Annotated in this window: 8 protein-coding genes; 5 read left to right on the forward strand and 3 right to left on the reverse strand. The window is 62.5% G+C overall.

Annotated elements, in window-relative coordinates; all coding sequences use genetic code 11:
• Window positions 1-12: 12 nt before the first annotated feature.
• The 3 genes from EBQ26_RS07875 to EBQ26_RS07885 all read right to left on the reverse strand — a co-directional run bounded on the left by EBQ26_RS07875 (window position 13) and on the right by EBQ26_RS07885 (window position 3,920).
• Entirely contained in the window at window positions 13-1,257 is a 1,245-nt protein-coding gene (locus EBQ26_RS07875; RefSeq protein WP_122238461.1) for a ubiquinol oxidase subunit II, read from the reverse strand.
• Between the two features lie 209 nt (window positions 1,258-1,466).
• Window positions 1,467-2,000 carry a GDYXXLXY domain-containing protein gene (locus tag EBQ26_RS07880; protein ID WP_122238483.1) on the reverse strand — a complete coding sequence of 178 codons (534 nt, stop codon included), beginning with the start codon at window positions 1,998-2,000 and terminating at the stop codon, window positions 1,467-1,469.
• 24 nt (window positions 2,001-2,024) lie between these two features.
• Window positions 2,025-3,920 carry a DUF2157 domain-containing protein gene (locus EBQ26_RS07885; RefSeq protein ID WP_147474027.1) on the reverse strand — a complete coding sequence of 632 codons (1,896 nt, stop codon included), beginning with the start codon at window positions 3,918-3,920 and terminating at the stop codon, window positions 2,025-2,027.
• A gap of 137 nt (window positions 3,921-4,057) precedes the next feature.
• Between EBQ26_RS07885 and EBQ26_RS07890 the strand changes: the two genes are divergently transcribed.
• The 5 genes from EBQ26_RS07890 to cls all read left to right on the forward strand — a co-directional run bounded on the left by EBQ26_RS07890 (window position 4,058) and on the right by cls (window position 11,699).
• Window positions 4,058-4,792: an ABC transporter ATP-binding protein gene (locus tag EBQ26_RS07890; protein ID WP_122238463.1), complete on the forward strand. Its 735-nt coding sequence runs from the start codon at window positions 4,058-4,060 to the stop codon at window positions 4,790-4,792.
• 34 nt (window positions 4,793-4,826) lie between these two features.
• Window positions 4,827-7,193: an ABC transporter permease gene (locus tag EBQ26_RS07895; protein WP_122238464.1), complete on the forward strand. Its 2,367-nt coding sequence runs from the start codon at window positions 4,827-4,829 to the stop codon at window positions 7,191-7,193.
• A gap of 133 nt (window positions 7,194-7,326) precedes the next feature.
• Window positions 7,327-8,598 carry an efflux RND transporter periplasmic adaptor subunit gene (locus EBQ26_RS07900; protein WP_122238465.1) on the forward strand — a complete coding sequence of 424 codons (1,272 nt, stop codon included), beginning with the start codon at window positions 7,327-7,329 and terminating at the stop codon, window positions 8,596-8,598.
• 93 nt (window positions 8,599-8,691) lie between these two features.
• On the forward strand, window positions 8,692-10,257 hold the full coding sequence (gene tadA / locus EBQ26_RS07905; RefSeq protein ID WP_122238466.1) for a tRNA adenosine(34) deaminase TadA: 1,566 nt from the start codon (window positions 8,692-8,694) through the stop codon (window positions 10,255-10,257).
• Window positions 10,258-10,277: 20 nt separating this feature from the next.
• On the forward strand, window positions 10,278-11,699 hold the full coding sequence (gene cls, locus EBQ26_RS07910; protein ID WP_122238467.1) for a cardiolipin synthase: 1,422 nt from the start codon (window positions 10,278-10,280) through the stop codon (window positions 11,697-11,699).
• Window positions 11,700-12,069: the final 370 nt, after the last annotated feature.

Here is a 12,069-nt window from a genome sequence, read left to right on the forward strand (position 1 = left end):
TGACAGAATCACTCAGAGAACGGGAGAAGTTGCAGCATCGAGACTGACTTTATCCAGTCGAACCTTTCCGGAAGCCGAGCGCACAGCGCCAGCAGCCAAATCGGCATCGATCGTATCCGTCGTACAAATAAAGGCACCCGGGATAATGTCAGAGAATTCAGCCAAGTCGAGTTGAGTCCGGGTAGTCCAGCGACTGTCATAGCGCAAACGCTTAAAGTTTGCCCGCGCTTGCGCCTCATCCTCCACACCACCAGCCAAATCGATAGCCATCATCTCGTCTGCACACATCATGCCCGGCATCACGCACATATTCAGCACGGCGGCATACAAACCCTCTTCAACAGCACCATAGTGACGAATACCAAAGTATTTGATAAAGCCACGCTCATCCGCCTGGTTACGCACATCCAACGCAATGTACTCAGCACGATCAAGCACCTTGGATGAGCTACGCACTTTAGCTACCCACTCATCAAAACCAGCATTGGTTACGCTATGGAAGTTAAAGTACATTTGACTAAAACCATGCCCGGTGTAGTTAGAAGAAAAACCCTTATACACCCCTTCTTTATTCATAACCGCATGCAGTTGCGTCTGCATACCCGGCATAGCGTAAATCTGCCCCGACAAGGCAGGAATAAAAAACGAATTCATTGTCGAGGCCGAGGTAATCTTGAAATGAATAGGGCGATTCACCGGCGCCACCACTTCATTAATAGTCGCAATACCCTGCTCAGGGTACACAAACAGCCATTTCCAATCCAGCGACGCCACCTCAATCACCAGTGGCTTAGTCTCCACAACAGCAGGATTGGTCTCGCGCCCCGGATCAATCACCTTGGTGGTAACACGCTTGACCCAACCCAACTCCTCATCCATGCCAGCAATCTTGGTATTGGTATCGATGCGAACCAATGGGCGATAGGGGTCGAGCAAATGTGTCGAACCCCAAGTCACTGTTGCCAGCACAATAATGATGCAGATAGGGACACCCCAGATCACCACTTCCAATTTATTGGAGTGATAGAACTCGGCGTCATAGTTAGCTGAAGATCCACCACGGCGATACTTCCAGCTAAAAAATAAAATAAGGAAAATCACCGGCACGATGACCAGCAGCATCAACCAGACGGAAAACATCATCAGGTTGCTTTGCTGCTTGGCCATATAGCCGGACGGATTGATCAGCGTCCAGTCGCAGCCCGCCAACAGGGTGGAGGCCAGCAGTGCCGCTGCAAGGAGGGCTAACTTCTTCATACGTACCTCTTGGAAAACACTCCAATATCACAGAAACGACACCTGCACAGAGGACATCCCCCCGGCAGAGCCCCACCCTCTAACCGTTGCCAATTGCAACAAGCTAAAGGAACGGGAAATTGTACCCTTTTACAGTATGGTCATTGAACTTCTCCCAGTCTTTACTTTCAGTTGTATTCAAAGACTTGGCAGACACACTACGCACCACCTCAAAAGCGATTGGCCCCAAGCAAGTTAAGATTCGCATCCCGTAATGCCACCAGCAATGCACGACCGTCAGGCGCCACTTTGAACTCCCCCCAACGCGCTTTTTCATACTGTTGGGCAGTCCCCTCCTGAAAGAAAAAAGCATTCGGCCCCAAACGCGCACCCCATCGGCCTGGGCGAATGCGCACGGACACCACACGAGGCGAAGATACCGCTTGAGCCGAAAGCCGGGCATCCGCCCCACCCCCTGCCCATGACGCGCGGTTTTGCGCATCCAGATGGAGATAAGCAAAACGTGGGCGCTCTTGCAACACGCTTTGGCCAGAAGGCTCCAAATGGGTTTCCAACGCATAACGCAAAGCCATGTAATCGCCTTGCATCAGCGAGCGCGGATCTACGGGCGCCAATTCCAGCAACACGGTTTGCCCCTGCCGTAAAACACGCTCGAATTGCCAGATCGACCAAACCGCCGCCGCCAGCACCAGCAAACAAGCGGCGGCAAGCGCCCAACGTACACCTACAGCACGATTTTTCATCGCATCGTCCTTTCTCAGCACTTCTTACGGTCTCCAGAAACCCACATTGCGCGGTCTGCTCAACCCCGTCACCAACGCCGTGATCGCTCCAGCGGCCATCAAACTCACAGACTTATGCAACAAGCTGACATCCATGGCGTAGTAATAAACGCCCACCAGCGCGATGCACACCAGCAGCGCCACATCCAGCCACACGCGCTGCCTGCGTTCAAACAGCACCAGCGCCAATGCCAGCGCCATCAGGAAAAATGGCATGCTCCAAGCTAGACCACTTAAGGCGATGGCAACCACCATCCACCCGTGCCATGTCTGCTGGCGATGGCGGTACAACGCGCCCAGACACCCAAGCCAAAGCAACGCAGCGCACGCAGGCATGAGCCATTGCGCCCGGGAGCCATCCTCTAGCGGAGAGAAAAACTGCGGCACGCCTACAGCCAGCAGCAGCGCCACAAACGTACTGGCATGCCAAAAAGCGTTCCACCACGTCTGCGCCCTCGCTACATAAAAGCAGAGCCAGCCCGCAAAGCTGACGGCAAACACCATCAGCAGCATCCAGCGCAATTCAACGTCGTAATCGACGAGCAAAGCCAGCAAAAAACACACCCATGCAGCCACCAAGCACAACACTCGGTGCGTCTGCGGGCTGCGCGCCAAACTGCATACAAACGCCACCGCAGCCGCAAAAAAGCACATCACAGACCACGACCCCACCCTATCCGCAAAACCCAGGCTCAGCCACAGCTGCCCCACCACGGAAAAGGCAAAGCCCAGTTGGCGGATAAAAACCCCCTCCTCTCGCTGGCGCATCAGTTTGATGCCTATGGCAATCACCCCTATCCCCGCCAATGAGAAAGGGAGTTGGAGCATTTGGGGCATTAGCCCCGCCAATCCACCAATCCCCAACACTGCGGCCAACCAGGCAGAAAAAGCCATCAAAGCATTCAACCACCAGGGCGATGCGGCCTCTTGGGGCACTTCGGGCGGCGCACTCACCATCGCCACAGCGCATTGCGCACGCTTTTCCCGCCAAACCGCCAACGCATGGCGCAACCCCACACCAGAAACCAGCAAAACCCACACCGCAATCAACAGCGGCTCATTAGACCAATCGCCTAGACGCGGTATGCCCAACGCCATCACGCTGACATACACCGCCGCCAGTACCACGCTGTCTTTATATTGATAGGCCCACCACGCGCACAGCAAGGCGAAAACCACATAAAGCACCTCATAGCTGCCCCTCTCAAACATCGCTGCACCGCAGAGGCACGCCAGCGCCGCCATACAAAGCAGCGTGCGCAACCAGCTCAGAGGATGCATCAACAGGTATTGCCGCCCCAGATGCAACACGGCCAACATGGCGGCATAAAACACCCCCAGCCATGCAAAAGGCTCTGCCCCCACTGCGCCAAACAGCCCCAAAAACAGCGACCAGCGTCCAAACTCCAGCCAGACCCAACGAAACAAAGCCTGACCAGCCACCAACAGCCACAGCAGCCACAGCTCCCGCGTGCGCCCGATCAGCACCACAGGCAATATCAGCGCAGCCCACGCGGCAAACAACTGCCAAATATCAGCGCCTGTCTGGTAAATCTGCCCAATCAGGGCCAGCAGCGCTCCCGTACAAATACACACCAGTAACGCCCCGGCGCGCCACGGCACGGAATGCGGGCGGGTACACAAAGTCAAGACCGTGGCCCCGCATACGGCACTGGCTCCAATGCCCAGCCGCGAAAAGCGATCCAACGCGTCCCAGTTGTAGGCCACAAAAAAAACCACCCCACTGCCCATCAACAGCGCAGCGGCAAACATCCCCAGGGTAGATAAAAACGCCTGCCAGTGCGCGGCCGGGCGCACGGACGGCACGGAGCCAGTACAGCCGGGGGCATCCTGACCATGTTTTTCAGTGCAGGTGCGCATGATTTCTCCCAATTGCCTATCTTGAACAGCAGCACAGCATAACGCTTGCCCCCTTTTGCCCGCGAAGCGCTGCTTCAGGTATCGCCAAACAATTCCGGCAGTACACTCTCAACAAGAATCTCTCTCAAGGATGCTCCATGCCCACTGCGCCCCTTACCGCATCTGCTCCTGCCTGCATCTTCCGCGCCCAGGGACTGGGTAAGGTTTACCGCATGGGCGATGTCGAAGTCCACGCGCTACGCGGCATTGATCTGGAGCTTTACGAAGGCGAATTCGTCGTCATGCTCGGCCCCTCGGGCAGTGGCAAATCGACGTTGTTGAACATCCTCGGCGGGCTGGACGTACCCAGCAGCGGACAAGTCTGGTACCACGGCCAGGATCTCAGCCATGCCAGCGATGCAGAGCTCACCCGCTTTCGGCGCGACAACGTCGGCTTTGTCTTTCAGTTCTACAACCTTATCCCCAGCCTGACGGCGCGGGAAAACGTCGCCATCGTCACCGAAATCGCCCCTGACCCCATGCCGCCTGCCGATGCGCTGGCGCTGGTGGGCCTGGGTGATCGCCTGGACCACTTCCCCGCCCAGCTCTCCGGCGGCGAACAACAACGCGTAGCCATCGCGCGCGCCATTGCCAAACGGCCCGTGGTCATGCTGTGTGACGAGCCCACCGGCGCGCTGGACTCAGGCACCGGCGTGCGTGTGCTGGAAGCGCTGGAGCGCGTCAACGCCGATATGGGCACCACCACCATCATCATCACCCACAACGCCGACATCGCCCGCATGGCCCAGCGCGTGCTGTGGATGCAAGACGGGCAAATCGTGCGCGAACAGCGCAACGCCCAACCCATCCATGCACGCGAGCTGCAATGGTGACGCGCACCTTCATAGATGACGTGAGCCTGCCCCCATGCTGAACGCCCTGCACCGCAAAGCCCTGCGCGACCTTTGGCTGATCCGCGGCCAGGCCCTGGCCATTGCGCTGGTCATCGCGGCAGGCATCGCCATGCTGGTCATGTCGCAAGCCACGCTGGATTCGCTCAGCCATACACGCGCGCAGCTCTACCAGCAGCAGCGCTTCTCGCACCTGTGGGCGCATATCACGCGCGCGCCCCTTTCCGTGGCGCAGCAACTGGGCGAAATCCCCGGCGTGGTCGAAGTCGAGCCACGCATCGTTGCCAACGCCAAAATCCAGGTCCCCGGCTTTGGCGAGCCGGTGCTGGCGCTGATGCAATCCCTGCCCGACGATGCCCACCCACGGCAAAACCTGCTGTACCTGCGCGCCGGCCGCATGATGGCCCCGGGCGCGCAAGACGAGATCCTCATCAGCGACGGCTTTGCCCAGGCGCACCAACTCACCCCGGGTGCAAAGCTGCGCATCACCATCGGCGGGCGCGCGCAGTGGTTCAAGATCGCCGGCATCGCCACCTCTGCCGAGCACCTCAACCAAATCGCGCACGGCGCCCTGTTCCCCGACTACAAGCGCTACGCCATCGTCTGGGCGCCACGGCACGCCCTGGCCGCCGCCATGGATATGGAAGGCGCTTTCAACCAGGCCGTTTTCCGCCTCGGCCCCGGCGCCCACGAGCAAGACGTCATCGACGCGGTCAACCGCACCCTCGCCCGCTACGGCGGCCTGGGCGCCATGGGCCGCATGGAGCAGCTCTCCTACCGCTTCCTGCATGAGGAGCTGCGCCAGCTCTCCACCATGGCGCGGATCTTTCCCGCCATCTTCCTGGCCGTGGCCGCCTTTTTGCTCAACGTCGTCTTCAAGCGCCTCATCGGCATGCAGCGCGACCAAATCGCCATCCTCAAAGCCTTTGGCTACTCCACCTGGCAAGTCGCGCTGCATTACGCCCTCATCGTCAGCCTCATTTGCCTGCTAGGCATCGTGCTGGGCGTTTTATTTGGCATTTGGCTGGGTATCCACCTCTCGGCGCTGTACCAGGAAAACTTCCGCTTCCCCTACCTGGCCTTCTCCCTCAACACCCGCGTCGTGCTCACCGGCGCGGCCATTAGCCTCATCGCGGCGCTGGCAGGCACGGGCCACGCCGTTTTTGGCGCTGCGGCCGAGCCTGTGGCCCAGGCCATGCGCCCGCTGGCGCCCGAGCGCTACCGCCGCACCTGGATGGAGCGCCTGGGCCTGACGCGCTGGCTATCCCAGCCCACGCGCATGGTGCTGCGCCAAATTGAGCGCCGCCCCATCAAAGCCCTGCTCACCATCCTTGGCCTGGCCGTCGCCAGCGGCATCGTCATGATGTCCAAATTCCAGGTCAACTCCATCAACCACATCCTCGCGCTGGAATTTCGCCTGGCGCGGCAGTACGACATCTCCGTCAACTTCACCGAAGCACGCCCGCTGCGCGCCCTTGACGAGCTGCGCGCCATCCCCGGCGTGTACCAGGCCGAAGGCATGCGCATGGTGGCTGTGCGCATCCGCCAAGCGCAGCGCGAAGTGCTCACCAGCATCGAAGGGCTGCCCGCTGGCGGTCTGCTGCGCCGCCCCGTGGACGAGAAGCTGCGCCCGCTGGAGATACCCGCCTCCGGCCTGGTGCTGGGCAGCTACCTGGCGCAAAAACTCGGCGTGGGCCTGGGCGATTGGGTCGAAGTCGAAGTCCTCGAAGGCCGCCAGCCGCGCCTGCGCCTGCCCGTGGTGCGGCTGGTCAACGAGCTGCTGGGCATGAACGCCTATATGGAGCTGGACGCCCTCAACCGCGCCCTGGGCGAAGGCGAGCGCATCAGCGGTGCCTTCCTCACCATCGATACCCGCGCCGAAAACGCCGTGCTGTACACGCTCGATGGCCGTCCGCTGGTGCGCGGCGCGCAATCGCACCGCGAAGCCCTGCGCAACTACCGCAAAAGCATTGGCGAATTCACCGGCCTGTTCACCATGATGGCCGTGCTCATGGGGGTGATCGTCAACTTCGGCGTCGTTTACAACTCCGCACGCATGTCCCTCTCCGAGCGCAGCCGCGAGCTGGCCAGTCTGCGCGTGCTGGGCTTTTCCAAAGGCGAGGTCAGCTACATCCTCATCGGCGAGCTGGTCTTGCTCGTCATCGCCGCCCTCCCCCTGGGCGTGGCCGCAGGCTACGCGCTCACCCTCTTCATCACCCAAAGCATGCAGTCAGAGCTGTTCCGCATCCCGCTGGTGATGAGCGCCGCCACCTACGCCTTTCCATCGCTGGTCACCGTCATCAGCGCCGCCCTCTCCGCCCTGGCCGTGAACTGGCGCGTGCGCCGGCTCGACCTCATCGGCGTGCTCAAAACGCGTGAATAGCCCCATGCAAACAGCCCTAGCATTACAAATCAAAGGAAATTTCAAAAATCGATTTAGGCAACATGCAAATCAAATTTTGAAACCATAAACATCCTATTGAATTATAAAAGCCGTTACCGAAGAGACCTCCGCCATGACCCGACGCAAGTTCCCGACAAGCAAAATCCTCACCACCGTGCTGGGCCTGGGCGCCGCATTCGCCTTGGTTTTCTTCACCCTGCGCGAAGACGCCCAACTCGTCACCACCGCCAAAGCCGTGCAAGCGCCGCTGGAAGTCACCTTCACCGAAGAAGGCAAAACCCGCCTCAAGCAGCGCTACCTCATCGCCGCCCCCGTCTCCGGCACCCTGCGGCGCATCGCCTTGCAGCCAGGCGAGCGCGTGCGCGCGGGCGATGCCCTGGCGTACATCGAACCGGCCAGCGCCGCCTTGCTGGATGTGCGCTCGCGCAGCCAGGCCCAAGCCCAGGTGCGCGCCGCCCAGGCCGCCCTGACCGCCGCCCAACAACACACCGCCGCCGCCCAGGCCGCCCAGCGCCTGGCCCGCGCCGACCTCGACCGCCTCACCCCGCTGCAAGCCGCAGGCGCGGCCTCGCGCGAGCAGCTTGACCAGGCCCGCACCCGCGCCGACACCACCCGCGCCAACCTGGCCGCCGCCCGCGCCGAAGAACGCAGCGCGCAAGAGCGCATCCGCATCGCCCAGGCGCAACTGCTGGAAGGGCAAAACCCAACCCCAGCCACCAACGCCCAACCCCGCGCCCTGCCCATCACCGCCCCCGCCGACGGCCTCGTGCTGCGCCGCCTGCGCGAAAGCGCCGCCCCCGTCGCCGCAGGCGAAACCCTGCTGGAAATCGGCGACCCCGCCGAGCTGGAAATCGAAGTCGAAGTCCTCTCCGCCGACGCCGTGCGCCTGACCCCCGGCATGCCCGCGCGCATCCTGCGCTGGGGCGGCCCTCACACCCTGCACGCGCGCGTGCGCAGCATTGAGCCAGGCGGCTTCACCAAAGTCTCCGCCCTGGGCGTGCAAGAGCAGCGCACCCGCGTCATCCTCGACTTCGACAGCCCCCGCAGCCAATGGGCCGCGCTGGGCGACGCCTACCGCGTGGACGTGGAATTCATCACCCACCAACTGCCCAGCGCCCTGCAAGTGCCCGGCAGCGCCCTCTTTCGCACCCCCGGCGCAGGGCGCGCCAGCGCCGAAGGCGATGCGGGCGGCTGGAGCGTCTATCGCGTGGACGGCCCCCAATCGCGCGAACCCCGCGCCCGCGCCACCCCCGTGCAAATCGGCCTGCGCTCGGACACCAGCGTCCAAATCACCCAGGGCCTGGGCGAAGGCGAGCTCGTCATCCTCCAGCCCGACGACCAAATCGCCGAAGGCACCCGCCTCACCATCACCGGCCAGGACTGAGCGCCACGCCATTACATTTACACAACAAAGTAAAAATCACTTGAACACCAACATGCCGAAAAAAGGCAATTTTATTTCCTTTTGAAATATAAAATGCCCTCATCAGACGCACACTGGATGCGCCTGGCGCTGCAAGAGGCCCAACGCGCAGCCGATATGGGCGAAGTCCCCGTCGGCGCCGTGCTCGTGCAAGACGGGCAACTGCTGGCGCGCAACCACAACCGCACACGCCAACTGGGCGACCCCACCGCCCACGCCGAAATGCTCGTGCTGCGCGAAGCCGCCGCGCGGCTGGGCCAGCACCGCCTGGGCGGCTGCACCCTCTACATCACCCTGGAGCCTTGCGCCATGTGCAGCGGCGCCATCTTCCAGGCCCGGCTGGCCCGCATCGTCTATGCCGCCAGCGAACCCAAAACCGGCGCAGCAGGCTCCGTCATCGACCTGTTCGCCATGCCCCAGCTCAACCACCACACGCAGGTGGAGCGCGGCCTGCTCGCCGAAGCCGCCAGCGCCCAACTCGCCCAATTCTTCCAGCACCGCCGCCAGCAACAGCACCAGCAGCGCCGCCAAGCCCCCACGCTGCGCCTGCGTGAAGACGCTCTGCGCACCCCCGAAGCCTGCTTCGCCCACAGCCCCGCCGCAGGCCATTACTTCGCCAGCAGCGACGGCTGGCGCGTGCACTACCAGCAAACCCGGCCTGCATCGCCCCCATCATCTCCCGCGCCTGCCCCCACCTTCTTGCTGCTGCACCCCCTCTGGCACTGGAGCGCGTGGTGGCAGCCCCTGCTGCCCACCCTGGCCCAACAAGGCTGCCACGCCCTCGCCCCCGATCTCCCCGGCTGGGGCCGCAGCGACAAACCCAAGAAAACCGACTGGCACACCCTGCCCCAGCACGCCCGCATCCTGGCCGAACTGCTGGCCGAATGGTTGGCCGACTCGCTCGCAGCGCCCAACGCAGCGGATGGCGCCCCAAACAGCGCCTCCAACAACGCCTCCAACAACGCCTCCAATACGCACCCCATCATCCTCGTCACCGAGCGCAGCGCCCTGCCGCTGGCCCACCATCTGGCCCATCACCTAGCCCACACCCCAACCCAGACTGAATCGCCAGCGCCTACCGCACGCGCTCCGCAGCCTGTATCGCTGCGCCCGGCCATCACCGCCATCGCCGTACTGGCGCCTGTTCATGATCCCAGCGCGAGCGGGCCAGCCGCGCTTGGCAATGGGCGGCAAGACGCCACCGTGGACACCTCTTGCCGCCATAGCCCCAGCCATGACGAGGCTTGGCCACACCGCGCAAAAATCGCAAGCAAGCGCTTGGACAGCCCCGCGCTGCAGCCCTGGCCCGCCAACCCCGCCTTGGCAAACCACAAACGCTGGAGCCTGCGGCAACATTGGCAAACTTGGTGCACCCAGCACGCGCCTGCGCCAGCCGCGCTGGAACTGGCCTGCGCCCCCTACCCCGATGCTGGCCACGCCCGCGCCTGGTTTGCCCAAGCCCTGGCCCCAGCATCCGCCAATCCCGCTGCGCACAACCACTTCGCCGACAATCCCCCAACCCTGCACGCCCTGCCCATCGCCACCCGCCCGCCCGAGCCACCCACTGCGGCCGACGCCCAAGCCCTGGCCAGCGCGTTGCGGCAGCTCCACTCCCCATAAGGGCATCGCCCCCCAGCGCCATGAACCTATCGATGGACTACTTCCTAGCCGCAGCCTGGGTGCTGTACCTGCTGGTGCTCACCATCTGGGTTGTGCTGCAAAAACGCGCTCCCGAGGCCACCATCGGCTGGATCCTCATGCTCGCCTTCGTGCCCTTTGCCGGTTTTCTCATCTTCTACTTCCTCGGCCCCAAACGCCTGCGCAAACAGCAACGCAAGCGCCTGCGCCACCACGCCAAAATCGCCAGCCACGACGACTTGCAAGCCCTCAAACAACGCGCGCACCACAACCCCGGCATGTTTCGCCAACTGGTGCAAATGGGCGCGGCCACCACCGGCATGTACCCCTGCAGCGCCCAGGCCGTCGATCTGCTGCCCAGCGGGGCCGACACCTTCGAGGCCATCCTCGAAGCCGTGGCCCAGGCCCAAAACCACATCCATCTGGAGTACTACATCTACGAGCCGGACCAGACCGGCACCCGGCTGCGCGACGCCCTGATTGAAAAAGCGCGCCAAGGCGTGCAAGTGCGCCTGCTGGTGGACGCCCTCGGCTCCGCACGGCTGCGGCGCTGCTTCATCCAGCCCATGCTCGATGCAGGCATCGCCTTCGCCCGCTTTCACGACACCCGCCTGGGCCGGCGCTGGCGGCCCATGACCAACTACCGCACCCACCGCAAAATCGTCGTCTGCGATGGCCGCATCGCCTTCACCGGCGGCGTCAACATCACCGATGAAGAAGACCTGCGCATCCGCCCCGACGCCTACCACGACGTGCACGTGCGCCTCGTCGGCGCCCCCGCCTTCTGGCTGCAAGTCGTCTTTCTGGAAGACTGGGCCTACGCCACCGGCACCCTGCCCGGCGACTGCCTCAACGGCTACCTGCCCATCAGCGAAACCGGCCCCCACAACGTGCAGATCTGGACCTCCGGCCCCGACAACCCCCACGAGCCCATCCACCGCAGCTACGTCAAAGCCATCTCCGAAGCGCGCCAGCGCGTGCTGCTCACCACCCCCTACTTCGTGCCCACCGAAGCGGCCATGATGGCCCTCACCAGCGCTGCGCTGGGCGGCGTGGACGTCCACGTGCTGGTGCCCCAGCGCTCGGATTCGCTGCTCGTCACCCTGGCGGCACGCTCGTACTTTGACGAACTCATCGCCGCTGGCGTTCACATCTGGGAATACAGCGACCGCATGCTGCACTCCAAAACCCTGGTGGTAGACGACGACTACAGTTTCATCGGCACCGCCAACTTCGACGTGCGCAGCTTTCGCCTCAACTACGAAGTCGGCGTCGCCGTCTTTGGCCCCCAATTCAACCAGGCCCTGGCCCAGCAGTTCGAGCGCGACCTGAAAAACGCCCGCGCCGTCCCCACCCTGCGACGCCTCCCCTTTCCCCAGCGCTTGGCCGAAGCCGCCACCCGCGTGCTCTCGCCCATGCTGTAAAACCCGCCATCAAAATCGCCGCACATAGCGCAAGCTGCCTCGAACGCCACACCACCAGCGCTAACCACCAGCATCAGTGGCGATCTACGCCCCCAAACACCATCCTGCGTGACAGAAAACAACCGTCAAGACCCATAATTTACAGATCAATAGAATATGAAACCACCCCTTTATGGCAATTTGTTATTGGCTTGAATTTTCCTGATGATTTGCAATATAAAAAAACAGCGCCCGCAGGCGCTGTTTTTTTATATCGCATGCCCCAGCGCTGTTGGCGCTGAGGCCAAGCCGAGCATCAACGCTGGCGTTTGCGCTGGCGGCGCAAGCCCGCAGCGCCCAGCAAGGCCGCCAAGGCGCCCAGGCCCAGCCC

It is taken from the genome of Allofranklinella schreckenbergeri (genome assembly GCF_003703475.1).
GTDB classification, from domain to species: Bacteria; Pseudomonadota; Gammaproteobacteria; order Burkholderiales; family Burkholderiaceae_C; genus Lampropedia; species Lampropedia schreckenbergeri.

Excerpts from the sequence above, each read along its gene's own strand:
- EBQ26_RS07875 (WP_122238461.1), bottom strand. The coding sequence starts at position 1,257 with ATGAAGAAGTTAGCCCTCCTTGCAGCGGCACTGCTGGCCTCCACCCTG.
- EBQ26_RS07880 (WP_122238483.1), bottom strand. The coding sequence starts at position 2,000 with ATGAAAAATCGTGCTGTAGGTGTACGTTGGGCGCTTGCCGCCGCTTGT.
- EBQ26_RS07885 (WP_147474027.1), bottom strand. The coding sequence starts at position 3,920 with ATGCGCACCTGCACTGAAAAACATGGTCAGGATGCCCCCGGCTGTACT.
- EBQ26_RS07890 (WP_122238463.1), top strand. The coding sequence starts at position 4,058 with ATGCCCACTGCGCCCCTTACCGCATCTGCTCCTGCCTGCATCTTCCGC.
- EBQ26_RS07895 (WP_122238464.1), top strand. The coding sequence starts at position 4,827 with ATGCTGAACGCCCTGCACCGCAAAGCCCTGCGCGACCTTTGGCTGATC.
- EBQ26_RS07900 (WP_122238465.1), top strand. The coding sequence starts at position 7,327 with ATGACCCGACGCAAGTTCCCGACAAGCAAAATCCTCACCACCGTGCTG.
- tadA (WP_122238466.1), top strand. The coding sequence starts at position 8,692 with ATGCCCTCATCAGACGCACACTGGATGCGCCTGGCGCTGCAAGAGGCC.
- cls (WP_122238467.1), top strand. The coding sequence starts at position 10,278 with ATGAACCTATCGATGGACTACTTCCTAGCCGCAGCCTGGGTGCTGTAC.